The 24180-nt window shown below is 43.6% G+C and carries 21 protein-coding genes and 1 pseudogene; all 22 read left to right on the forward strand.

Annotated features, from left to right (window positions below):
• Position 1: 1 nt before the first annotated feature.
• The 22 genes and pseudogenes from hemW (at position 2) to BUB92_RS05630 (ending at position 24166) form a co-directional block, all read left to right on the forward strand.
• Positions 2-1159, forward strand: coding sequence for a radical SAM family heme chaperone HemW (gene hemW, locus BUB92_RS05520; RefSeq protein WP_084728354.1), 1158 nt, complete (start codon positions 2-4; stop codon positions 1157-1159).
• A 93-nt stretch (positions 1160-1252) separates the two neighbouring features.
• Positions 1253-2278 (forward strand): heat-inducible transcriptional repressor HrcA, encoded by a 1026-nt coding sequence (gene hrcA, locus BUB92_RS05525; RefSeq protein WP_073091208.1) that lies wholly within the window; start codon positions 1253-1255, stop codon positions 2276-2278.
• 12 nt (positions 2279-2290) lie between these two features.
• Positions 2291-3868: a TCP-1/cpn60 chaperonin family protein gene (locus BUB92_RS05530; protein WP_073091210.1), complete on the forward strand. Its 1578-nt coding sequence runs from the start codon at positions 2291-2293 to the stop codon at positions 3866-3868.
• Positions 3858-4478 (forward strand): nucleotide exchange factor GrpE, encoded by a 621-nt coding sequence (gene grpE, locus BUB92_RS05535; RefSeq protein WP_084728355.1) that lies wholly within the window; start codon positions 3858-3860, stop codon positions 4476-4478. Before BUB92_RS05530 ends, grpE begins: the two co-directional genes overlap by 11 nt.
• A gap of 29 nt (positions 4479-4507) precedes the next feature.
• The gene (gene dnaK / locus BUB92_RS05540; RefSeq protein ID WP_073091213.1) at positions 4508-6313 is read left to right on the forward strand and encodes a molecular chaperone DnaK; all 1806 of its coding nucleotides are present in this window, start codon (positions 4508-4510) and stop codon (positions 6311-6313) included.
• A 159-nt stretch (positions 6314-6472) separates the two neighbouring features.
• Entirely contained in the window at positions 6473-7627 is a 1155-nt protein-coding gene (gene dnaJ / locus BUB92_RS05545; protein WP_073091216.1) for a molecular chaperone DnaJ, read from the forward strand.
• A gap of 14 nt (positions 7628-7641) precedes the next feature.
• Positions 7642-8571, forward strand: coding sequence for a 50S ribosomal protein L11 methyltransferase (gene prmA, locus BUB92_RS05550; protein WP_073091219.1), 930 nt, complete (start codon positions 7642-7644; stop codon positions 8569-8571).
• A 37-nt stretch (positions 8572-8608) separates the two neighbouring features.
• Positions 8609-9352 (forward strand): 16S rRNA (uracil(1498)-N(3))-methyltransferase, encoded by a 744-nt coding sequence (locus tag BUB92_RS05555; protein WP_073091222.1) that lies wholly within the window; start codon positions 8609-8611, stop codon positions 9350-9352.
• 23 nt (positions 9353-9375) lie between these two features.
• Positions 9376-10713 carry a tRNA (N(6)-L-threonylcarbamoyladenosine(37)-C(2))-methylthiotransferase MtaB gene (mtaB, locus tag BUB92_RS05560; protein ID WP_073091225.1) on the forward strand — a complete coding sequence of 446 codons (1338 nt, stop codon included), beginning with the start codon at positions 9376-9378 and terminating at the stop codon, positions 10711-10713.
• 5 nt (positions 10714-10718) lie between these two features.
• Complete coding sequence (locus BUB92_RS05565) at positions 10719-11096, forward strand: helix-turn-helix domain-containing protein (RefSeq protein ID WP_073091228.1); 378 nt, start codon at positions 10719-10721, stop codon at positions 11094-11096.
• A complete protein-coding gene (locus tag BUB92_RS05570; protein WP_073091231.1) occupies positions 11096-12271 on the forward strand; it encodes an acyl-CoA dehydrogenase family protein in 1176 nt (391 codons plus the stop codon). Before BUB92_RS05565 ends, BUB92_RS05570 begins: the two co-directional genes overlap by 1 nt.
• Before the next feature lie 23 nt (positions 12272-12294).
• The gene (locus tag BUB92_RS05575; protein ID WP_073091234.1) at positions 12295-13467 is read left to right on the forward strand and encodes an acyl-CoA dehydrogenase family protein; all 1173 of its coding nucleotides are present in this window, start codon (positions 12295-12297) and stop codon (positions 13465-13467) included.
• Positions 13468-13586: 119 nt separating this feature from the next.
• Positions 13587-13931 carry a histidine triad nucleotide-binding protein gene (locus BUB92_RS05580; protein WP_073091236.1) on the forward strand — a complete coding sequence of 115 codons (345 nt, stop codon included), beginning with the start codon at positions 13587-13589 and terminating at the stop codon, positions 13929-13931.
• 75 nt (positions 13932-14006) lie between these two features.
• Positions 14007-14183 (forward strand): 30S ribosomal protein S21, encoded by a 177-nt coding sequence (gene rpsU / locus BUB92_RS05585; protein ID WP_073091239.1) that lies wholly within the window; start codon positions 14007-14009, stop codon positions 14181-14183.
• A 12-nt stretch (positions 14184-14195) separates the two neighbouring features.
• Entirely contained in the window at positions 14196-14645 is a 450-nt protein-coding gene (locus tag BUB92_RS05590; protein WP_073091241.1) for a GatB/YqeY domain-containing protein, read from the forward strand.
• Positions 14646-14935: 290 nt separating this feature from the next.
• A complete protein-coding gene (locus BUB92_RS05595) occupies positions 14936-16681 on the forward strand; it encodes a methyl-accepting chemotaxis protein (RefSeq protein WP_073091243.1) in 1746 nt (581 codons plus the stop codon).
• 35 nt (positions 16682-16716) lie between these two features.
• A pseudogene (locus BUB92_RS11230) lies at positions 16717-18381 on the forward strand (sensor domain-containing protein).
• 138 nt (positions 18382-18519) lie between these two features.
• A complete protein-coding gene (locus BUB92_RS05610; protein ID WP_084728359.1) occupies positions 18520-19917 on the forward strand; it encodes a sigma-54 interaction domain-containing protein in 1398 nt (465 codons plus the stop codon).
• A 219-nt stretch (positions 19918-20136) separates the two neighbouring features.
• On the forward strand, positions 20137-21465 hold the full coding sequence (locus BUB92_RS05615) for an acetyl-CoA hydrolase/transferase family protein (RefSeq protein WP_073091420.1): 1329 nt from the start codon (positions 20137-20139) through the stop codon (positions 21463-21465).
• Positions 21466-21600: 135 nt separating this feature from the next.
• Complete coding sequence (yqfC, locus tag BUB92_RS05620; protein WP_073091246.1) at positions 21601-21879, forward strand: sporulation protein YqfC; 279 nt, start codon at positions 21601-21603, stop codon at positions 21877-21879.
• An 11-nt stretch (positions 21880-21890) separates the two neighbouring features.
• Entirely contained in the window at positions 21891-23126 is a 1236-nt protein-coding gene (yqfD, locus tag BUB92_RS05625; RefSeq protein WP_073091248.1) for a sporulation protein YqfD, read from the forward strand.
• Positions 23127-23188: 62 nt separating this feature from the next.
• Positions 23189-24166, forward strand: a complete 978-nt coding sequence (locus tag BUB92_RS05630) for a PhoH family protein (RefSeq protein ID WP_073091250.1) — start codon at positions 23189-23191, stop codon at positions 24164-24166.
• The last annotated feature ends 14 nt before the right edge of the window (positions 24167-24180 follow it).

The raw sequence follows: 24180 nt of genomic DNA on the forward strand, positions 1-24180 counted from the left end.
AATGGAAGGTATGAATCGCGAGTGGGGTATTTATATCCATATTCCTTTTTGCCTCCGTAAATGCAGCTATTGTGATTTTTATTCCGAAACGGCTTTTGATGAAGAAACTTTAAATGCGTATGTAAGGGCTTTGCTGCGGGAAATCGATTTGGTAGAGATAAAAGAGGAGATGGATTTAGTTTCGGTTTATATAGGGGGAGGGACCCCCTCCCTGCTCAAGGGAGAACATATCGACTTGCTGCTTAGGAAAATAAAAGATCGATGCGGATTAAAAGATGAGGCGGAAATAACCATAGAAGCTAATCCTGCTACTTTAGATGAGAGCAGGATTTGCCGTTTTTATGAGGCAGGTGTAAACCGCTTTTCTTTAGGAGTACAGAGCTTTGTGGATGAGGAACTTAAAACCCTGTCCCGCATGCATAACGCAGGAGAGGTTTGGCAAACGGTAGAAGCTCTGCAGCGAGCAGGAGTTAAAAACTACAACCTGGATCTTATATACGGCATACCGGGGCAGACGGAAGCTAGCTGGCGATACAGCCTGAAAAAGGCGGTTGATTGCAGTCCCAGCCATATTTCCGCTTATCTTTTGCAGCTTAATGAAGAAGTTCCTATGGCTAAAGCTGTGCGCCGCGGGGAATTAAGACTGCTTCCGGAAGAAAAGGAGAGGAGCCTTTATTATTTAGCTATCGACTACCTTAACCGGCACGGGTTTGAGCAGTATGAAATTTCTAATTTTTGTCGTGATAGGCTGGTTTGCAGGCATAATCTGGTTTACTGGAGGGCAGGTGAATATATAGGCCTGGGAGCAGGAGCGGTAAGTTATCTTAATGGCAGGCGCTTTTTAAATATCCCTTCCGTAGCGGGATATATTAAAAACTTGCAACAGGGGCTTTTGCCGGCAAGGGAAGAACTTGAATACATGGCTACCAGGGAAGAAAAAGCACTTGATGCTATTATACTGGGATTAAGGCTGTGCAGGGGCATAAATCTGGCCGAGTTTAAAGAACGTTTTGGAATAGATATAGGAGAAAAGTATAAGAATATAATACGGAGATATGAAGAAGAAAAACTGCTTGCGGTAGAGGATGGATATATGTATTTGACCCAAAAGGGCTATTTTCTATCTAACCAGGTTTTAATAGGTTTTATAGGGGGCTAAGGTTATCTTGACAAAGAATATATGAGGTGCTATTTTTTTAGTAAATACTGATTAGCACTCAACGAAGAAGAGTGCTAACAGAGGTGATGTGAAATGTCCTTGGATGAAAGAAAAAAAATTATTCTGGAATCTATAATTAAAGATTATGTGGAAACGGCGGAACCAGTAGGATCGCGGGCAGTAGTAAAAAAACACGGGCTTAATATAAGTGCGGCTACGGTAAGGAACGAAATGGCCGATTTGGAGGAAATGGGCTATTTGGAACAGCCCTATACTTCCGCCGGACGGATTCCTTCGCAGCTAGGTTACCGGTATTATGTTGACTGCATGATGCAGAAAGAGACCTTATCAGAGGAAGAGATTGAGCTTTTGCAAAAGATAATAAGGGATAATATACACGAGTGGAATGAAATAATCGAAAAGGTGAGCAGTTTTTTAGCTCAGGCAACCAGCTATGCTTCGTTTGTGATTTTCCCTTCTCTTACGCTGAGCAAGTTTAAATATCTGCAGATTTTGCCGATTGAAGACCATAAGGCATTAGTTATTGCCGTTACTGATAGTGGACTTATAATGCATCGTAAGATCGAGGTGCCGCCCAATATTGCGGAAGGGGATTTAGAAACTATAGCTAAGGCTTTTAACAAGGCTTTGGGCGGAAAAAGGCTTAATGAGATAACCAGGACTGACCTTATGCTTATAAGGGATAGCCTTAAGAGGCGCAAAAAAATTATCGACCGGGTGCTGGAAGCTGTAGAGTATATGCTGGCTGGTTCCAAAGAGGAGAGAATTGCCATAAGCGGGACCTTAAATATTCTTAATGAGCCTGAGTTCAAAGACCTGGAAAAACTTAAAAAGATCCTGGCGATTTTGGAAGAAGATGTGCTTTTAAGAAATCTTATTCCCGAAGATATAAAGAAAGAGGTAGAAATCCGCATCGGTACGGAAAATAATATAGAAGGGATAAAAGAAATCAGTATAGTAGTTTCCGGTTATCATACCTTAGGACAGAAAGGTAAGATAGGAGTTATAGGGCCTATACGCATGGAATACTGGAAAGCAGCCGGTACGGTAGAAACCGTAGGCAAAGTGCTGGAACAGATATTAAAGGGACAGTTTTAACAGGAGGTATTGATGAGCGATAATCTTTTGTCATCTCATCAGCAGGTAGATGATAAATTTCAAACCCTTTTGCATAATGCAAGCGCAGCCCGGGCCATCTCCCAGATAGTAGAAGGGACTATAGGGCCCAAGGGTTTGGATGTAATGATGGTGGACCGTTTCGGCGATGTGGTTATAAGCAATGATGGGGTAACTATTTTAAAGTTTATGGAAGTAAACCATCCCGCGGCCCGGATGATAATAAATACTGCCCAGGCCCAGCAGGAAGAAGTAGGAGATGGAACTACTACCACTACTATAATAGCCGGGGCTCTGGTGGCTGAAGGCTGCAGCTATGTATTAAAAGGAGTACCGGTAACCAGGGTCATTGAAGGTATAAATTATGCAAGAGATAAGGCAGTTGAACTTATCCGTCAGCAGACCATAAAAATAGATGATATAGGAGATGAACTGCTTTTTAATGTAGCCTGTATAGCAGGAAGAGGCCAGAAGGATTTGGCCTCCCTTATTCTGCAAGGGGCAAAATTAGTAGGGAAGGAGAAACTCTGCACCCGGGATTACCGGATGGCCGATGCGGTTTGGGCCCGGGAATTGGCGGAAAATGAGGTTTTCATGGGTACGGTTATAAACCGGGAACCTGTGAATGATGAGATGCCCCGCAGGTTAGAAAATCCTGTAATTTTAGTAATTGATGATGCTTTGCAGCCGGTAGATGCTGAACATGAAGTTATAAAAACCGAGGCAGGCTTTAAATATTATATTAAGGCCCGCGAAGAGTACGAAAAAAATCTGCACAGGATATGTGATGCCGGCATAAATGTAGTAGTTGTCGACCGCTCAGTTGATGATATAGCTGAACAGATCTTTACCGAAAGAGGGGTAATGGTTTTTTCCCGGGTAGCTTCTTTAGAGATAGATAATCTTTGCCGGCATACCGGAGCTAAAAAGGTGAAAAAAGCGGTTTTAAAAAGAGATGCCGAAACGATAAGATCTTATGCGGGAAGGGCCAAACGGGTAGAGGTAGATGAAAAATTAAAGCATACCTGTTTTTATGAAGGAAGCGGAGAAAAATGGGCTACCATAATAGTTGGCGCTTCTACGGAAGAAGTAGTGGAGGAAAGGGAAAGGATAGCTAAAGATGCTGCCTCTGCTTTGCAGGCGGCATTAAGAGGAGGCGTAGTGCCGGGAGGAGGAGCTATTGAAGTATGGCTGGCCCAGCATATGGAAGAATATGCCAAAAATCTAGAGGGGGCAGCTTCTTTTGGGGTTTTATGTTTTAAAGAAGCTTTGCTTAAGCCATTTTACTGCCTGGCGGCCAATGCAGGCTTTAATCCTCTGGAAAAAATGGGCGAGGTTTGGGCTTGCCAGAACCGCAAAAAGAATTCCCGACTTACTTTTGACAGTGATACTGGAAAGATTATTGATGCTGTAGAGAAGGGTATTGTAGATCCTGCTCCTGTTAAGATCCATGCCCTGAAGGCGGCCAGTGAGGTAGCAACTGCTATTTTGCGCATAAATACAGTAATTAGGATGAAAGATGATGCTTTAAAAAAAACGGACATGAAAAAGGAGCAAAGAGGTGAATTTTAAGATGGCGGAAAAAGAAATGAATAATGAAGAAAACATAATAAAGGCAAGCGAAAAAGATGAAGCCGGGGTGGAGATAAAGGAGGTAGAGGAGGAAGAGAAAAAGGATAGGGAAACTGGTACTGAAGGGGAAGAAACTGATGAGCTTGCCCGCTGCCGGGAAGAGCTGGAGGCTAAAAAAGCGGAGGCTCAGAAATATTATGAGCTTTATCTGCGGGCATTGGCAGAGCTTGATAATGTTAAAAAGCGCACTGCCAGAGAAAGAGAAGAATACATAAAATATGCTTCTCTTCCTCTTATGAAAAAGCTGCTGGCAGTAGTTGATGATTTGGAAAGGGCGCTTGAGGCTTCTTTTGCTAATCAGGACTACCAGAGCCTTAGCAAAGGCCTGGAAATGGTAGTTAAAAAGGTCTATAAGATTATGGAAGAAGAAGGGGTAGAACCTATCGCAGCGGTAGGAAAGCCTTTTGATCCTCAGTTTCATGAAGCCCTGGCGGTAGAGGAAAATGCGGATTATCCTTCCGATACCGTTATTGAAGAAATGCGCAAAGGTTATATGATGCATGGGCGGATTATAAGGCCCAGTTTGGTCAAAGTAAATAAGGTTGATTAATAAAAAGATTAGGCCTGGAGGTGTTTTGAATGGGTAAGGTTATAGGGATAGATCTGGGAACTACCAACTCCTGTGTAGCTGTTATGGAAGGGAATGATGTTATAGTAATCCCCAATGCCGAAGGGGAAAGAATAACTCCGTCCGTAGTAGGTTTCTCCAAGTCGGGAGAAAGACTGGTAGGGAGAATAGCGAAAAGGCAGGCGATTACCAACCCTGACCGAACAGTTATTTCTATCAAACGTAAAATGGGGACTGATTATAAAGTAGAAATAGATGGCAAGAAATATACTCCCCAGGAAATATCAGCTATGATTCTGCAAAAACTTAAGGCTGATGCGGAAAGTTATCTGGGAGAAAAAATAACCCAGGCGGTAATAACTGTTCCTGCCTATTTTACTGATGCTCAGAGGCAGGCTACCAAAGATGCAGGAAGGATTGCCGGACTGGAAGTGCTGCGCATAATAAATGAGCCGACAGCGGCAGCTCTGGCTTATGGCCTGGATAAGGAAGAAAATCAGACGATATTAGTTTTTGACCTGGGAGGAGGTACCTTTGACGTTTCCATCCTGGAAATAGGGGATGGCGTTTTTGAAGTAAAGGCTACCAGTGGTAACAACTACCTGGGCGGAGATGATTTTGATGAACGCATCATGAACTGGCTTATTGGGGAATTCAAGAAAGATACAGGCATTGATTTGCGCAATGATAAAATGGCTATGCAGCGCTTGAAGGAAGCGGCGGAAAAGGCCAAACATGAACTTTCCAATGTGTTAACTACCGAAATCAATATTCCTTATATTACTGCTACGCAGGAAGGCCCGCTTCATCTTGAAAAAACCTTAACCCGGGCTAAGTTTAATGAGCTTACAGCTGACCTGGTAGAAAAAACTATGGGTCCTACCAGACAGGCTTTAAAAGATGCTGGACTTAAGCCGGAAGATATAGATAAGGTTATCCTGGTAGGAGGTTCTACCCGCATACCGGCGGTGCAGGAAGCCATCAAGAATTTTATCGGCAAAGAGCCGTTTAAAGGTATAAATCCGGATGAAGTGGTAGCTATTGGTGCTGCTATTCAGGCAGCAGTCCTGGCTGGAGAAGTAAAAGACATAGTTCTTCTGGATGTAACGCCTCTTTCTTTAGGTATCGAAACTCTGGGAGGGGTATTTACCAAGATTATCGAAAGGAATACTACTATTCCTACTTCGAAAAGCCAGATATTTACTACCGCAGCTGATAACCAGACTTCGGTTGATATTCATGTCTTACAGGGTGAAAGAAAGATGGCGGCTGATAATGTTACCCTGGGAAGATTTCAGCTTACCGGTATTCCGCCGGCTCCCCGGGGAGTGCCTCAAATTGAGGTTACTTTTGACATAGATGTCAACGGAATTGTACATGTATCGGCCAAAGACCTGGCTACCAATAAAGAACAGAAGATTACCATAACTTCTTCCAGCGGATTAAGCCAGGAAGAAATCGAACGCATGGTAAGAGAAGCTGAACAGTATGCGAAAGAAGATGAAGAAAGGTTAGCCCGGGTAGAAGCCCGCAACCAGGCGGACAGCACTATATATCAGGCCAACAAGACTTTGAAAGATTATGCCGATAAGATTGATGAAGAATCCAAACGCAAGATTGAACAGGCCAAAGCTGATCTCGAAGCAGTAATGAATGGAGACAATATAGAAGAAATTAAGGCCAAAACTAATGCTCTCCTGGAAGCGATTTTTGCCTTTACCATCAAGATGTACCAGAATGCTTCTGGTGAAGGGAAAGCAGATGCGGGAAGCGATGGCGTTTATGATGCCGACTATGAAGTAAGAGATGATAAATAGGAAAGGTAAAGGTGCCCGGAAGCCATCTGGTTTTCCGGGTTTTACCTGTTTAAGACGGATTTAATTGGCTTTTACTTTATTTTTTTGCTAGAATTTAAAAAGATTTCGTATCTGGTAGTGGGGACATAAGGAAGCGCTCTACAGGGAAGGTGGGAGAGAATGGCAGGCAAGCGCGATTTTTATGAAGTTCTGGGCGTAAAAAGGGATGCTACCCAGGAAGAAATAAAAAAGGCTTACCGCCAGATGGCCAGGAAATACCATCCTGATGTTAATAAAGAAGACCCTAATGCGGCGGAAAAGTTTAAAGAGATAAATGAGGCTTATGAAGTTTTAAGTGATCCCCAGAAAAGAGCAGCTTATGACCGTTTGGGGCATGATGCTTTTGAGCAGGCCCGAACGGGAGGGGCAGGCGGATTTGGTGGTTTTGGCGGTTTTGGAGGTTTTGAAGACTTAGGCGGATTTGGCGATATTTTTGATATGTTTTTCGGCTCCGGTGTAGGAGGAGCCAGAAGGCGCAGAACTGGTCCTCAGCGCGGTGCTGACCGGGAAGTTATCCTGGAAATAGATTTAGAAGATGCAGTGTTTGGTGCCGAGAAAGAGATAGAGATAAGCCGGCTGGAAAAGTGCGAACGGTGTGACGGAACCGGTGCTGAGCCGGGTTCAGGGGTGAAGACCTGTCCTACCTGTCACGGACATGGGCAGGTAAGAAATGTTCAGACTACGCCTTTTGGCCGCTTTGAAACGATAAGAACCTGCAGCCGCTGCCAGGGAGAAGGAAAGATCATAGAAAAACCGTGTACGGCATGTAAAGGAAATGGCAAGGTAAGAAAATCCCGCCGGATTAATATCCGCATTCCTGCCGGCATAGACAGCGGATCACGCCTTAGAATTCAAGGAGAAGGAGAAATGGGCATTAGAGGAGGCCCCCCCGGTGATTTGTATATAAATATAATCATTAAGCCTCATCCTAAATTTGAAAGAGATGGCTATGATTTATATAGTGAAGAAGAGATAAGTTTTGTTAAAGCAGCTTTAGGCGGAGAGGTAGAAATTGAACTTCCCGGCGGCGAGATTTATGTTTTGCGTATACCGGAAGGTACCCAGCCGGGCGATGTAATCAAGGTGAAAGGTAAGGGGATGACTTATCTTAACAGCCAGCGGCGCGGTGATTTAAATGTTATAATAAAGGTTAAAATACCTACTAAGCTTACGAAAAAACAGCGCGAGCTTCTGGAAAAATTCTATGAAGAGGAAACAGGAGAAGAAAAGCCTAAAAAAGGGTTTTTTGAAAAATTCAAAGATGCTATGGGATAAAGGAGTATAAGGATATGAAGTGGAAAGAGATAAGTGTAGTAACCGAAGGGATATGTGCGGAAGCAGTAGCCGGCATATTTCATCAGCTGGGCTCAGGAGGAGTAGTAATTGAGGATTTTCAAGCTGCCCGGAGGTATGAAAATCAGCATTCCTGGAATCCTGGTATGTTTTCCCCGGATTTTTATGACCATGATTTTGTGGTGATAAAGGCTTACTTCAGTGATGAACGCCAGGTTTTAGAAGATGTAGAAAGACTGCTGGCTAAAGTGGAAGCAAATTTTGGGGTTAAATGCAGGGTGTTTCTTGATGAAGTAAAAGATGAGGACTGGGAAGAGTCCTGGAAAAAATATTATCATACCTTCAAGGTGGGAGACCGTATCGTTATAAAACCTTCCTGGGAGGAATATGAGCCTCAAGCTGGTGAGATAGTGGTGGAAATAGATCCCGGCATGGCTTTTGGAACGGGAATACATGCTTCTACCCGCTTTTGCCTCCGCTTTTTGGATAAATACCTTAAAGGAGGCGAAAAAGTAGTTGATGCCGGCTGCGGTTCGGGAATATTGTCTATTGCCGCGGTTAAACTGGGAGCAGCCAGGGTTTGGGCTATGGATATTGATGATGTGGCAGTAAAAGTGGCGCGGGAAAATGTAAAGCTTAATGGCCTGGAAGATAAAATACAGGTAGAAGAAGGAGATATTATAGAGAAGATTGCCCAGCTGGAAGTTGACATGGTACTGGCCAACATAACGGCAGAAGTAATAAATGAGCTCTTGCCGGAAGCAGCCAGGGCTTTAAAAGAAGGAGGCTGGTTTTTCGGCTCCGGCATAGTAGACAGCCGCTTCCCCGGTGTACAGCAAAAGCTTGATGAATGCGGTTTTGTCATTGAGGAGATCCTTACCGATGTAGATTGGGTAGGGGTAGCAGCCAGGAAAATACGGAAATAGATGTATTTTTCTATTTAACTTTAAAAGGGGGGTGCTTATGCACCGCTTTTTTGTTAGCAGGGATAATATTAAAGGAAGAGAAGCTTTTATTGATAAAGAAGAAGCCCATCATATCCAAAAGGTTTTACGGCTTAAAGAGGGAGATAGAATAACCCTTTTTGACGGCCAGGGATGGGAGTATTACGCCTTCTTACAGGGAGTAAGGGATAAAAAACTGGTAGCCTGGATCGAAGAGGCGCAAAAGGTAGATAATGAGCCTCCTTTTAGGGTGAATTTAGTACAGGGAATACCTAAAGGGGACAAGATGGAATTGATAATCCAAAAGGCGGTAGAGTTGGGAGTTTACAGCATATATCCGGTTTTAACCGAACGGACGGTGGTAACCCTTAAAGGGGAAAAGGAAACCCGCAAAGTAGAAAGATGGCGGCAAATTGCCCTGGAGGCCTGTAAGCAGTGCCGGCGTAATATCATTCCTGAAATAAAGCCGGTAATTTCCTTACGCGACATGCTGGAACTTATAGCCGGGAAACCAGCTTTGATGTTTTACGAAAATGAGCAGTATAACGGAATAAAGAAGGTTTTACAGGAAAACAGGGATAAGATAAAAGAAGAAGTGTTCCTGCTGGTGGGACCGGAAGGCGGGTTTGCCCCCGGGGAAGCTGATCTGGCGCGAGAAAAAGGAATTATTTTGTGCCGGTTAGGCCCCCGGATTCTGCGTACGGAAACAGCCAGTTTGGCCGGTATCAGCATAATACTTTATGAGCTAGGAGATTTAGGGTAAAAAAGGCAAAGGGGTTAGGAAAATTGCTGAAGGTTGCTTTTTACACTTTGGGCTGTAAGGTTAATCAGGTAGAAACCGAAGCCTTGAAGGAAGATTTTTTAAAACGAGGGTACCAGGTGGTAGATTTTGCCGAGGAGGCTGATATTTATGTTATAAATACCTGTACTGTTACCCATATAAGTGACCGCAAATCAAGGGCAGTGATACGAAGAGCAGGGCGCAGAAACCGGGAAGCGGTAATAGCGGTTACGGGATGTTTAGCCCAGATAGATGCCGGGCAGCTGAGAGGGATTGAAGGTGTAGATTTAATTGTGGGCAATAAGGAAAAACCTAACCTGGCTGCTATCGTGGAGGAATACCTGCATGACAGGCAAAGGCGCATTGTGAGTCCAGCTGTTAAGCCGGAAGATAAGCTGAAACCGGTGATTTATACCTACCGCCATGAGCGGACACGGGCTTTTATAAAAATTCAGGATGGCTGCCAGAGCTTTTGTTCTTACTGCATAGTTCCCTATGCGCGGGGACCGGTGAGGAGCAAGCTGCCTGCTGATGTTCTGGCGGAAGTAGAGCAGCTTTTAAAACTGGGTTATAAAGAAATAGTTTTTACCGGCATACATACCGGGATGTATGGAGCTGATATTCCCGGCTGGGATCTGGTAAGACTGCTTAAATTTATCCTGCAAGAAACAGATGCGGACTACCGCATAAGGCTGAGTTCGATTGAGCCTCTGGAAGTAAATGAAGAGCTTTACCAGCTGATAAAGGAAGAAAAGCGGCTGTGCCGCCATCTGCATATCCCTTTGCAGAGCGGAAGTGACAAGGTGTTAAAAGATATGAACCGGCACTATACCGGGCAGTATTATTATGATCTTATTATGAAAATAGCCGGGGAAGTTCCGGGAATAGCCTTTACTGCTGATGTTATGGTAGGATTTCCTACGGAAGAAGAAAAAGATTTTCAGGCAACCTATGAGCTTTTAGAAAGCCTTCCCCTTTATGATCTGCATGTATTCAAATATTCACCCCGACCGGGAACCCGGGCAGCTGGTATGGCTAATGTAGTCACCGCCGAAGAAAAACATGAAAGAAGCGAGAAACTGCTCAAATTGGCTGATAAAAAGAGAAAAAATTTCGTTTCGAAATTTATGGGACAGGAAATGATGTTGCTGGTAGAGAGAAAATGGGGTATAAAAAGTTATATAGGCCTGACTGACAATTATATCGAAGTCCAGTTTGCATCGGAAGAAGATTATACAGGCCAGATGGTTAAGGTTAAACTGGATTATATGGAAGGCGAAAAGGTATATGGCAGTTTAGTGCCGGATAAATCACAACAGGAGCAGCATAATTATGGAAGGTGAAGAAGATGGGGTATAAAGAGATAGGGAAAAAATTGCAGATGGCAAGAGAAGAAGCCGGGCTAAGCCAGGAACAGCTGGCCAGTATGCTGGGATGTGCCCAATCAACCCTTTCCAATTATGAAAAAGGCAAAAGGCGTATATATCTGGCTCAGCTCGAACAGATTGCGGAAGTTTTGGGTAAGCCTATTGAGTATTTTCTGGAAACCAGTACCTCTTCCGAAAATAGCCGCAAGGAAGAGCTTAAAAATATTAATTCGGCTTTGGATGATGAACCAGAGCTTTTGCAGATAATAAATGCCCTCTATGACCTGCCGCGGGAAAAAAGGCGTTCGGTTATGGACTATATTATCTGGCAGAAAACGCGCAGTGAGGGGGGGAAATGATGTTTAGGAGCACTATTTCACCTGGGGACCGGGAACTGGTAATGATGGTAAGGGAATTGGTGGATAAGGAGATTAAACCTAGAGCGGTAAATTATGATACTGATGAAGCAGAAAACTTTGACTGGACTCCGTTAAACCTGCTGGCCAAGCATAACCTGGTTGCCCCCAACATACCTCCCGAGTATGGGGGAAGAGGTCTGGGGAATATAACAACTGCTATGATACTGGAGGAAATAGCAGTAGGTTCAGCAGGGCTGGCTGCTGTTTTGCTTACCAATTTGCATGCCGTAAGCCCGCTTTTAACCGTGGGCAGTGAAGAACAAAAAAAAGAGATACTGCCCCAGATGACAGCTCCTTCTCCCAAGCTGGCCGCAGCCACTATTATTGAACACCGCCCTAATCTAGAACTGGTTGCCCAGCCGGAGGCTATGGATGTAAGGCATTCATCGGTAAATGTAGAAGATATAAAAGAAGGAGACCTGATAGTAAAAGGTATAAAAGATTATGTTATGAATGCCGGCATTGCCAGTTTTATAGCCGTAGCCCTATCCACCAATCCTGCCCAGAAAGGATCAGGCTTGCAAATTGCGATTTTGCCTATGGATACGGAAGGGATTACCGTGGGAGCTCCGCGCAAGATTCTGGGGCTGAGGTATTGCCGGGCCTATGAAGTTATTTTTGATAATGTGAGGGTAAAGGAGAAATATCTTATCGGCAAAAAAGGGAGCGGTTTTTTAGTTTTTATGCAGAATTTGGACCGCGTAACCCCACTGGCAGCAGCCTTGTCTCTGGGTGTGGCCAGGGCTGCTTATGAAGCTGCTTTGGAAGCCTCCCGTCAGCGCATGTTTATGGGCAGACCTCTCTTTGAAGAAAGTGCAGTCAGCTTTGCTCTGGTAGATATGGCAACCAAAATTAATGCTGCGAGGCAAAGCGTGCATTTAGCCTGCTGGCTTATGGATCAAGACCTTGATTATTCTCAGGCTTCTTCCAAGGCCAAGATAATTGCCAGCAATGTGGCCCAGGAAGTGACGGCCAGAGCGATGGAGATTATTGGAGGACAGGCTTATCTTTACGGCCACCGTGCAGAGATATATATGCGGGATGCCAAAATGCTTTCCATAGTGGACGGGAGCGAACAGTTCCACCGTAATCTTCTGGCTGTCCAGTTATATTAAAAAGCAAGGAAGGAGAAATAATTATGGCTAGTTTTGTGCTGAACAGGGAAGAGATTGAGCTTATAAATGAAGTTCATGAACTGGCCGTGAAAAAAATAGCCCCGCGGGCTTTTCAACTGGATGCGATTGGTGATGATATTCAGGATTGGGCTATTCCGGAAATGCTGGCGGAAAAAAACCTCTTGGCTCCGCTTATACCTAAAGAGTATGGGGGAAGAGGTTTAAGCATGGTAGCCACGGCAGCGGTAATAGAAGAGCTGGCTTATGGCTGTGCCGGAGCAGCTGCCATGGTGGTACAGAATATTTATGCTATAACTCCCCTTCTGATAGCAGGCAGTGAGCGGCAAAAAGAAGAATTTTTGCCTCTTTTAACCGGGAAAAAGCCTAAACTGGCTGCTATTGCCATAAATGAGGCCCGGCCTGACTATAATCTGGAAAGGCCGGAAAAGCAGCATGAAGAGCTTACCCGCATATCTTCTACTTTTGCCTATGAAGGAGACAGTGTAATTATAGAAGGAAGCAAGGATTACATAATTAATGGTGCTGAAGCTTCTTTTATACTTCTTCTGGCACGAGACGAGGATTCCCGCCATAAATCGAGCTTGCAGTTTTTTGTTCTGCCAGGAGATAGTGAAGGCATAGAGATAAAAGAAGTTCTGCATAAGATGGGGCTTAGAACCTGTCATACCGTAAAATTAGGTTTTAATAAGGTTAAAATACCTGCTGCTTATGCGGTGGGGAGAAGAGGCAGTGGCTATCTTTTGCTTTTACAGACCTTTGACCTTAACCGCACGTTACTGGGAGCGATGGGGGTAGGGATAGCCAAGGCTGCTTACAATCTGGCACTTAAAGTTGCCCGCAATAATTCGCTTTTGGGTACCAGTTCCCCTTCCAAATATTATGTATCTTCTACCCTGGCTGATATGTCGACCCAGATTGATGCTGCCAGGCTTTCTGTCATGCGCGCTGCTTATTGCATAGATGCCGATGAAAATTATGCCCGGGTTTCAGGTATGGCCAGGCTTTACGCCACCCAGGTAGCCCAGCAGGTTACTTCTACTGCTGTTGATGTTATAGGCCGACTGGGCTTTCTTATCGGCCACCCGGCAGAGAAATATCTGCGTGATGCCCAGATGCTTTCCATGATAGCCGGCAGTGATTATCTGCATAAGAAAGTTTTATCTGCCCAGCTGTAAGCAGGTTTATGCCTGGGGAAGGAATTCCCTTATGCGCGGTTATCTGGTAAAATCATAATATATGGTATAATTTAGAACTTACCAGGTATAAAATATGAGCAGGAGGTGAAAAGAAGGCGATGGCAGACTGCATATTTTGCAAAATAGTGGCCAAAGAAATGAATTCTAAAATTGTGTATGAAGATGAAAAGATTATGGCCATAGAAGATATTAATCCGGTAGCTCCGGTGCATATACTTATAATACCGAAAAAGCATATAGCCTCTCTGGATGCGGTAACGGATGAGGATTTGGAACTTATGGGGCATATCCAGCTTACCGCCTCTAAACTGGCTAAAAAGTTAGGCCTTAATCAAAATGGCTACCGCCTGGTCAATAACTGCGGAAGCTGGGGTGGGCAGACCGTATTCCACATCCATTACCACCTGTTAGGAGGAAGAGCTTTTGCCTGGCCGCCGGGCTAATCTTGACTATGCTGCTTATGAATAGTAAAATAGAAAAGCATTTATTTACACCTAGTTGATGAGGGGAGGGATATGATGAGCGAAGTAAGAGTAGGCAAAAACGAGTCTCTGGATAGTGCTCTTAAAAGGTTTAAGCGCAGCTGCCAGAAGGCTGGTGTTATGCAGGAAATAAGAAAACACGAGCACTATGAGAAACCAAGTGTACGCAGAAAGAAAAAATCAGAAGCTGCCCGCAGGAAGAAAAAATACTAAGGAGGTAATCCTTTGTCTCTCAATGCAAGACTGCTTAATGATATGAAGGAGGCAATGAAACAGAAAGAAGCTGGGAAGATAAGGCTGGCCACTATACGAATGGTGAGGGCTGCGCAGAAGGAGATGGAAATCGATAAAAAGCGCGAGCTTACTGAGGAAGAACTTATCCAGCTTATAAGGCGGGAAATGAAGAAGCGCCAGGATGTCATTGCCGATTATGAAAGGGCTGGTCGCCTGGAAATGGTAGAGCAGTTGAAAGAAGAGATACGCATTTTAGAGGAATATCTCCCCGAGCAGCTAGGTGAAGAAGAACTCAGGAAAATGGTAGAGGAGGCTATCGCCGAAGCAGGAGCTACGAGCTCTAAAGATATGGGCAAGGTTATGAAGGTTCTGATGCCTAAAATTCAAGGCCGAGCCGATGGCAGGGTAGTAAATGAAATGGTAAAAGAAATGCTGTCCTAAAGCAGTCAAAGTCTGGTAAAATCGCCGTCGATTTACCAGACTTTTTAATTGGCAAAAGGGGGAAGTGCAGGATGAGTTTTATGAATCGGAACCGCAAAAAACTGGTATATATAATCACCGGATTGGTCATCATATCTTTTCTGGCTAGCATAGTGGCGGTTGCTTTTATCTAAAAAGTTTTATAGCCATTATAACCCGGTTTAATTAGTTTTTTTTTTTTTTTTTTTGGTAAAATGGTAGTAGATTGTGCCTGTATACAGGTGGAGATTATGTTGAGGGAGGTAGATAGGATGTCAGCAGGTAGTGGAGATGGAAGTATTAAAATAACCAAAAGCCGTAACTTTTTAAAGAATATTAAGGTCAGCTCTCTGCTCTTATTTTTACTCCTCCTGACTTCGCTAGCCCTGGCTTATCTTTCCTACTCTGCTCTTAAAGAGATGAAAATCCTAAGTAATGACATGAACCGGCTTTATGAAAAAAACATGCTGGTATCGCTAAAATTAAAAGAAATGGAAACTGAATTCTACATAATAAGGCTAGATATAACGAAAATGATTTACTCCAACTCCTATGACGAGAAGGCAGCTTCCCAGATTGAGGAGAAAAGAGCCTCTCTTAAGGCCATCCTCGATACTTACCGCAGCTATGATTTATCTCCGGAAGAAAGAGCTCTATTTGACAAAATCGAGCAGAATTACAATACCTATATGGAACATGCTTCCCGGGTAATGGCCAGCCTCCAACAGGGGGCAGGAGCAATTGCTGAAGATATAGCGGCATTTAATGCCTATGCGGCTGAAACCCAGAACCATATAAACGCTCTGGTCGAGTTGAATGCCCGGGTTGCCGACCAAAAAGTCAAAGAGGCCAACCAGCTTTATGCCGGGGCTAAGAATTTATTTACCGGCATAACGGTGCTTTTAATATTAGTTTTAATAGTATTAACCCTTATCCTGCGCCGGCTTATGAATGGCTATATGGCACAGATGAATGATGCTTTAGATAAGGTTGCCAACTATGATTTCACGGTAGATTTAGAGGAGGATGGAAATAACGAATTTGCCCAGATGAACCGCTTCCTGGCACAGGTCATAAAAAATATGAAACAGGCTTTAGCCGAAGTAAAAGACAATGCCGCCAAAGTAACCGGACAGTCCCAGACTTTAGCTGCTGTTTCGGAAGAATTGTCAGCTTCTTCCCAGGAACTTGCCATCACCATGCAGCAGGTGGCGGAAGGGGCAACCAGCCAGGCGCAGGATCTGGCCGATATTGTAAATTCCCTGAATCAGCTTACTTCCAACATCGAAAATGTATATAAAGAGCTGCAGAATGTAAAAGAAGAAACCGAAGATGCGGAAAACAAGGCCAATATAGGCAAACAGGCGATGGATGAACTGGTAAAATCCATTGAAGAAATAAGCAGGGCTTTTGCTTTAGTAGTAAACAAGGTAGAAACCTTGACCTCATCGGTAAAAGAGATAAGCGGCATAACCGAAATAATATCAGGCATATCCGAGCAGACCAACCTTTTAGCCCTTAATGCGGCCATAGAAGCAGCCCGGGCCGGGGAACACGGGCGGGGATTTGCCGTAGTAGCCGAAGAAGTGCGCAAATTAGCGGAAGAATCCAAGAACTCTACGGAAAAAATCATCCACCTGGTAAACTCCATAACCCGGGATACCGATGATGTCATAGCTACTTCCCGCACCGTAGAAGGTTCAGTACAAGAACAGACCGCATCGGTGGAAAAAGCGGTAAAATCTTTTGCCGATATACTGGAAGCGGTAGAAAACATTGCTCCGCTTATGGAAAAGACCTATCAGGCCATGGATGAGATTGTAAAATCCAAAGACGAAGTAATGCAGCGGGTAGAGCAGGTAAGTGCCGTAACCGAAGAAAATTCAGCGGCTACGGAAGAAGTAGCGGCATCTTCGGAAGAGATGAGCGCTTCTTCCCAGGAACTGACTGCCACGGCACAGGCTTTGGCTGCTATTTCCGAGGATATGCTGCGTACTGTTGAACGGTTTAAAGTTTAATCACCACTTTGCTGAGCCAGGGGAGGAGATGAGAGATGGATAAATTCATAGATGCCTATAAAGAGCTTATCGAATATTTCCCCCTCCCTTTTTATGTGCTCCAGGAAGGCAAAATCGTGCTGAGCAATGATAAAGGGGCTCAGCTTTTCGGCATCCCTAAAGGAAGCATAGAGGGGAAAACGCTGCTTTCTTTTCTGCCTCCCCGGCAGCCGGATGGAATAGAGTCCGGGATAAAAGTCAGCGAAGCCTTAAGCCGAGCGGAAGAAGAAGGCTTTTTTCGCACCCGCTGGTTTTTACAGGGGGCAGAAAAAGGAGGCTTTTGGACCGAGGTAGCTATATACCGGCAGGGTGAATTTTTTCTGGCTACCATCATCAATCTTGATGGGCCGGGGAATTTAAAGCCGGCGCTTAATTTTACTCCGGTAAGGGACTACCTTACCGGAGTATATGACAAGAGATTTTTCAGGGAGCGCCTGCAAAGCCTGTGCCGAAAGGGGGAAGGGAGAAAATTTGCCCTGCTTTTTATAGACCTGGACCATTTTAAGGAGATAAATGATGCTCTGGGACATCAGGCAGGAGATGAGCTTTTAAGGGATATAGCCGGCCAAATAGAGCAAAGCCTGCCGGCAGGAAGTTTGATTGCCCGTTATGGAGGCGATGAGTTTGTAATCCTTATCGAGAATGGGGTGGAAAAGGAAGAAATCTATACTATAGCCTGCCATATTATCGAAGTTATCAGCAATAAACCTTTTAAAAGAGAAGAGAGAAATTTTTTTGTTTCCGCCAGTATAGGCATAGCTTTTTATCCGGAAGACGGGGAGGATGCCGACACCCTTATAAAAAGGGCGGATATAGCCATGTATAAGGCTAAAGGGGATACAGGAAAATTGATGCCCCGCATAAGGTTTTTTGCTCCGGAAATGGAGGAGGAGGTTAAAGAGAGGTTTTTTATATATAACTGTCTGCGCCATGCTCTGGAAAAGGATGAACTAAGCCTTTGCTTTCATCCCATTGTTGATCTTAAAGAGGGTGGGATAAGGAAGGCGGAAGTGCTTCTGCGCTGGAGAAATGATGTTATGGGAGAAGTATCTCCGGAAAAATTTATACCGCTGGCCGAAGAGACGGGCTTGATTCACGACATCGGCGATTTTGTGATAAGGGAATCATGCCGGTTTATAAAGGAACTTTGGGAGGCTAAAGGGCAAAAGATTTCTCTAGCGGTGAATATTTCTTTAAAGCAGCTGGAAAATCCATGGTTTGCCGGCGAAGTAAAGGAGATTTTGGACCTGTTTGGCATTGATGGTGAGCAGCTGGAATTTGAAATTACGGAAAGGGTAGCCGGCGGGAATATGGAAATCATAGAGGAAAATTTAAAAGGGATCAAGGCTTTGGGCATAAGTGTGGCCATGGACGATTTTGGAACTGGCTATTCTTCACTGGATATGCTCCTTAATCTGGAAGTTGATAAGCTGAAAATTGACCGCCGTTTTGTGAAAAACATTTTTAACCCCCGCGAGAGCATGATTATAAGGGCTATTATTTCCATAGCCTAGGCGCTGGGAATAGAAGTAGTGGCCGAAGGGGTAGAAGAAGAGGGTCAGGTTAAGGTTTTAAAAGACTGGGGATGCCATTATGGGCAGGGCTACTTTTGGACCCGCCCCATGCCTGAGCAGGAATTTATAAATTATCTTGTCGAGTAGTTTGGCTGGGGGACAGTTTAAATACAACTGTCCCCTTTATGTTTGCTGGTTTTTATTTTATTTTGTGATGAAAGAAGAACTATAATATTATAAAATGATATAATTGAACCAGAGGGTAAAAAGGGAGGGGGAAATGGGGTGAAACTCAGCAAGCTGCCTCCGGAGTATTTTAAGATAATTGAGACTATTTTTAATGAATTTGACGGAGCTTTGATTATTGATGAAAAAGGCATCATAAGGGTGTTTACTGATAATTATGCCCGGGAAACCGGCTTGAAGAAAGAAGAGGTAGTAGGCAAAAGGGTAGATGAGGTGTTTCCCCATACGCGTATGCTGGAGGTTTTGGAAAAAGGGGTTCCTATAATTGCCGATATATGGGAATATAATGGTAAATCGCAGGTAGTATCCCGCATACCTATAACCGCTAATGGCCAGATTATAGGGGCAGCAGGTTTTAGCATCTTCAGATATCATGAGGAAGTGTTAAAATTTGCGCACAAAATTGCTGCTGTTTTTTCGAGTTTGGAAACAGGTAAGAAGGAAAAACCCCCATCAGGTTCTATGGCTAAATACTCACTGGCATCTATTGTAGGGAGAAGTGAGGCTATTTTAGAAGCCAAGGAAAAGGTGAGAATGGTGGCTTCTTCCAGCATACCGGTATGTATTTATGGGGAAACAGGCACGGGAAAGGAACTTTTTGCCCATGCCCTGCATTTTGAAAGCAGCCGGCGGGAATATCCCCTGATCAGGGTGAATTGTGCCGCCATACCGGAAGCTCTGCTGGAAAGTGAGCTTTTTGGCTATGAGGAAGGCGCGTTTACGGGGGCCAGCAAAAAAGGAAAGATAGGCAAATTTGAACTGGCCCACAGGGGGAGTATATTTTTAGATGAGGTGTCAGAGCTTTCACCCCTGTCCCAGGCCAAACTGCTCAGGGTTTTGCAGGAAAAGGAGTTTGAAAGGGTAGGGGGAGTAGATACAGTTCATGTTGATGTACGGGTTATATCGGCTACCAATGTTGATTTAAAAAAACTGGTAGAGGAAGGGAAATTCAGGCAAGACCTTTTGTTCCGGCTGGAGGTTTTTCCTATTTATATTCCTCCTTTGCGGGAGCGGCTGGGAGACATAGAGCTTCTTTGCGAACATTTTATAGATATGTATAACCGTGAAACAGGAAACCAGATAGAAGGAATAGAAGAAGAGGTTTTAAAGCTTTTTTACCATTATAGCTGGCCGGGAAATGTAAGAGAATTAGAGGCGGTTGTTAAGAGGGCCTGTGTAAAACGCAAAAATGGACTGATAAAGGTTCAGGATATTGTCTGGTCCCGGGAAGACAGATCAGACTTGAAGAGAAGGCTTAGAGTGGAAGAGAACCTGAATTTAAAGATGACCAAAAGAGAAGCGGAAAAAGAGGCTATCCGCAAAGCTTTGGCCTGGGCAGGAGGCAATAAAACCAAAGCTGCTGCCTTGTTAGGACTCAGCCGCAGCACTCTTTATTACAAAATAAATAAATATGGGCTGGAAGAAAGAATTGATTAAACAAGACTAAAAATTGTCTGAATATTAATACAAGGTGTATCAATTTCAATATTCAGAAAAATATAATTATACAGCTTGTCTTATAAAATGTATGAATTTTGAGACAATTATTTCTAATTTATATATTTGCTAAAAAAGATTTTTCTTACCTTCACAAGATGGCATAAAATTTGCATTCCCTATGAGGAAAAGGGAAAGGGGGAATGTAAAGTGGATAAAATGGAAAAAGAAGTAAAGAGATATACTTCCTGGAGGGATGAGTATAAGAGCAAGCTGACGACAGCAGAAGAGGTAGTAAAACTTATAAAAAGCAATGATGTTATTGTCATGCCTGGGGGGCACTGTATTCCGCATGATTTTTCTGTTGCCCTGGGAAAACGGGCAGAAGAATTGCGCAATGTTACCATATGTCTGGGATTGGCTCTCAAGCTTTATGATTATATGCAGCCGCAATTTAAAGAGAGTTTTCATATTGAAACTCCTTTTGTGGGTCCGGTAGAAAGGATATGCATGGAGTGGAAGACAGCAGAATATGTACCTTTGCATCTCAATGAGATGGGGCTGTGGATGGATCGGAAAAAGCCTAATGTGGCTGTTATGGTAGTGACTCCTCCGGATGAAGAAGGATATATGAACCGGTCCTGTTTTGGGGGATTGGTGCCTAAAAGGGCTATAGAGAGAGCGGAACTGGTTATCGTGGAGGTTAATCCAGGTACTCCCTGGCTTAATGGAGATGACCTTAAGATCCATGTTTCAGAAGTAGATTATATTATTGAGAGCAATGCAGAATTGACCGAGATAGGGGATATTCCTATTACTGAAGTAGAACGCAGCATAGCCCATTATATTGCCGATATGATTCCTGACGGCTCTACTATTCAATTAGGCCTGGGCGGATTGGCTAATGCTATTGGTTATTTTTTGAAAGATAAAAAAGACCTGGGAGCTCATACCGAAGTGGTGCAGAACTCTTTCAAGGAATTGATGGAAAAAGGGGTGGTAAATGGAGTGCGTAAAAACTTTTATCCCGGCAAGGTTCTAGCCACCTTTTGCGTGGGAGATCGTAAGCTATGGGATTTTGTTGACCATAATGAAGATATAATTTTTACAGAAGTAGAATATAACAATAATCCCTACATTATTGGACAAAATGACAACTTGATCTCGGTAAATAATGCGTTGATGATAGATCTAACGGGCCAGGTGGCTTCGGAGTCGATAAGGCATAAACAGTACAGCGGGACGGGAGGACAGGTTAATTTTGTCGTAGGGGCCAAGTATTCGAAAGGGGGAAAGAGCATAATTGCCTTGAATTCCACTTTTACGGATAAGGAAGGAAAACTGAAATCGCGCATTGTGCCCTTTTTACCCTCCGGGACTATTGTTTCTACTTCCCGCAATGATGTGGAATATGTGGTAACTGAATATGGGGTAGCTCATCTCCGTTATAAAGGAGTTTCGGCACGGGTTAAGGAGCTTATAAATATAGCCCATCCTGACTTTAGAGATGAATTGAGATTTCAGGCCAGGCGCTTTGATTGGATATAGTTGACGGGCCTTTTTTCTACTCAGCCGGGTAACAGATAGGCATCTGTTACCCGGTTTTTGTAATTTAGCGGGCTTACTTCGAATATATTTGTTAGGAAAAGTTAGCTATCTGCTCTTAAAACTGGAGGTAAGAGAATGAGTAAGCGCAAGGAATTAGTTAACAAAATAATGACTGATTTTTTTGCTATACCAAAAGACCTGGTATTAGATCTTCCTAAAATAACTATTGTCGGGAGAGATGAGCTTTATCTGGAAAATCACCGAGGTATTATCGAATACAGCCCGCATCGTATCAGGATAAATCTTATCCGCGGTTTTTTAGAAATAGAAGGTAGGGATATGGTCATAAAAGCGCTCCTGGCTGAAGAAATGAGCATAACGGGGGAGATTTACCTGGTGCGATTTATGGATTAAGGGGGGATATTTTGGCTATCCGCTTTTTTGATCTGGTAGGAGGAATAAAAAAGGTTCGCCTGCAGGGGAAAAGGCAGGAGAGGGTAATAAACATGGCCTCAGCTAGAGGTATATATATCTGGGGCATCAGAAAAGTTGGAGACCGGATAGAATTCAGGGTAAGGGATAGCGGTTTTGAAGCTTTAAAACACATAGCCGAAGAAAACGGGTACGAACTGGAAGTAGTAGAAGAAAAAGGCTTTTATTTGTGGCGGGGAATTATAAGAAGACGGCTGGGGTTTATAGTAGGAGCTCTAGTTTTTATACTGGCTTTGTATTTTCTGTCTTCATTTGTATGGACTTTAGAAGTGAGCGGTAATCAAAAGGTAGATAAAAATAAGATACTTATAATAGCTGCTAAATACGGATTGTATGAGGGAGCGCCTAAATGGAGTTTTAAGCGCAGTGAAGTAGAGGAAGGGTTATTAAAGGATTTGAGCCAGCTTTCCTATGTGAAGGTTGATATAAGGGGAGTTAAGGCTAATATAGAAGTGGTAGAAAAGATTTTGCCTGATGAGAATGCCAATACCCCTTGCCATCTGGTAGCCTCCCGCGATGGGATTGTATGTGATATGCTGGTTTTGCAGGGAGAACCTAGTGTTAAGATAGGAGATGTAGTGGCTAAAGGGGATATACTTATATCAGGTATTGTTTTTCCCCATTATGATTTGCAGGAAGAAGAGGATGAGGATATTCCTTTAGAAGAACTTAAGCCTTATACGGTAAGAGCCCGCGGTGAGGTCAAGGCCAGGGTATGGTACGAAGGTTATGGGGAATGTCCGCTTAAAAAGGAAGAGGTGCTCCTTACGGGAAAATCGTATCAGCGGTTTTATTTTAAGGCGGGAGAGAAGATATTTTGGCTTAAAGGGGATAAAAAGCCGGATTTTGTAATGGCTACCAGGAAAAAAAGGGGCAAGTTTATTAAGACTCCCTGGGGAGATTGGGGATGGGGGGAAGAAGTCTGGCTTGAAGAAATGAAAAAGACTACGGTTTACTCCGAAGAAGAAGCTTTAAAAATAGCCCGGCAAAAGGCGCTTAAGGCTTTAAAAGCTGAATTGCCCAGGCAAGCCAAAAGGCTGGAGACCAAAACCGAGGTGATTTCTACTCCGGGTGATGCGATCATAAGGGTTAAAGCCCAGGCAGAAGTGATAGAAAATATAGCTGTTTGCCAGCCTATAGAGAAAAAGATTAACTTGGCAAATTGGTAATTTAAATGTAGCATGATATAATAAATGAGATATAATCTCTTTGCCAATAGGGGGATTGTTTTTTGACCGAAAGAGAAGCGAGAATATCTATTCATGATAACCATAAAGCGGCTGCTTTTTTTGGGGTAAATGATGAAAATTTGCGCTATATAAATGATATTTGTTCAGCTGATATATTTGCCCGGGGTGGAGAAATATATATACGGGGCAGTGAAGAAGAAGTAGAGGAAGCGTATGAACTGCTCCACCGGCTTATGGACGTGGTAGAGAGTGAAGGGCAGATAAGTATTAATGATATAAATTATTACCGTCACCTTATAAGATGCGGAGACAAGGCTAGACACCAGGATATCGTTTCGGGAACGCTTTTGAAAACTGCCCGGGGAAAACCTATAAAGGCTAAAACTTTGGGACAGAAAAAATATATCGAAGCTATTTTGGAAAATGATATAGTATTCGGTATAGGACCTGCCGGTACGGGCAAAACTTACCTGGCAGCAGTTATGGCGGTGCGGGCTTTGAAAAACCGGGAAGTGGAAAGGATAATACTGGTGCGTCCTGCCGTCGAAGCGGGAGAAAAACTAGGTTTTCTACCGGGAGATTTTATTGAAAAAGTTAATCCCTATCTAAGACCTTTATATGATGGGCTTTTTGATATTTTAGGCGTAGATGTTACCCAGCGCTATTTGGAAAAAAATATTATTGAGATAGCTCCTTTAGCTTATATGCGGGGAAGGACTTTAAACAATGCTTTTATCATTTTAGATGAAGCTCAGAATACGACACCCCAGCAGATGAAGATGTTCCTGACCAGATTAGGCTTTGGCTCCAAAGCGGTGATAACCGGAGATGTAACCCAGGTAGATCTACCCAAGGAAGAATATTCCGGCTTGATTGAAATTCAAAAAATACTTAAAAATGTAGAAGGCATAGCTTTTCAGTATCTGACCAAGGAAGATGTCATAAGACATCCTCTGGTGCAGAAGATTATAGATGCTTATGAAGCTTATGAAGCCAAAGATTTAAGGCAGGATAAATAATTAAGAGAGCCTTT

Source organism: Thermosyntropha lipolytica DSM 11003, assembly GCF_900129805.1.
GTDB lineage: Bacteria > Bacillota > Syntrophomonadia > Syntrophomonadales > Syntrophomonadaceae > Thermosyntropha > Thermosyntropha lipolytica.

Excerpts from the sequence above, each read along its gene's own strand:
- yqfC (WP_073091246.1), top strand. The coding sequence starts at position 21,601 with ATGAGTAAGCGCAAGGAATTAGTTAACAAAATAATGACTGATTTTTTT.
- rpsU (WP_073091239.1), top strand. The coding sequence starts at position 14,007 with ATGAGCGAAGTAAGAGTAGGCAAAAACGAGTCTCTGGATAGTGCTCTT.
- BUB92_RS05555 (WP_073091222.1), top strand. The coding sequence starts at position 8,609 with ATGCACCGCTTTTTTGTTAGCAGGGATAATATTAAAGGAAGAGAAGCT.
- prmA (WP_073091219.1), top strand. The coding sequence starts at position 7,642 with ATGAAGTGGAAAGAGATAAGTGTAGTAACCGAAGGGATATGTGCGGAA.
- dnaJ (WP_073091216.1), top strand. The coding sequence starts at position 6,473 with ATGGCAGGCAAGCGCGATTTTTATGAAGTTCTGGGCGTAAAAAGGGAT.
- hrcA (WP_073091208.1), top strand. The coding sequence starts at position 1,253 with ATGTCCTTGGATGAAAGAAAAAAAATTATTCTGGAATCTATAATTAAA.
- hemW (WP_084728354.1), top strand. The coding sequence starts at position 2 with ATGGAAGGTATGAATCGCGAGTGGGGTATTTATATCCATATTCCTTTT.
- BUB92_RS05530 (WP_073091210.1), top strand. The coding sequence starts at position 2,291 with ATGAGCGATAATCTTTTGTCATCTCATCAGCAGGTAGATGATAAATTT.
- BUB92_RS05615 (WP_073091420.1), top strand. The coding sequence starts at position 20,137 with ATGGAAAAAGAAGTAAAGAGATATACTTCCTGGAGGGATGAGTATAAG.
- BUB92_RS05570 (WP_073091231.1), top strand. The coding sequence starts at position 11,096 with ATGTTTAGGAGCACTATTTCACCTGGGGACCGGGAACTGGTAATGATG.
- BUB92_RS05575 (WP_073091234.1), top strand. The coding sequence starts at position 12,295 with ATGGCTAGTTTTGTGCTGAACAGGGAAGAGATTGAGCTTATAAATGAA.
- BUB92_RS05565 (WP_073091228.1), top strand. The coding sequence starts at position 10,719 with ATGGGGTATAAAGAGATAGGGAAAAAATTGCAGATGGCAAGAGAAGAA.
- BUB92_RS05580 (WP_073091236.1), top strand. The coding sequence starts at position 13,587 with ATGGCAGACTGCATATTTTGCAAAATAGTGGCCAAAGAAATGAATTCT.
- BUB92_RS05595 (WP_073091243.1), top strand. The coding sequence starts at position 14,936 with ATGTCAGCAGGTAGTGGAGATGGAAGTATTAAAATAACCAAAAGCCGT.
- dnaK (WP_073091213.1), top strand. The coding sequence starts at position 4,508 with ATGGGTAAGGTTATAGGGATAGATCTGGGAACTACCAACTCCTGTGTA.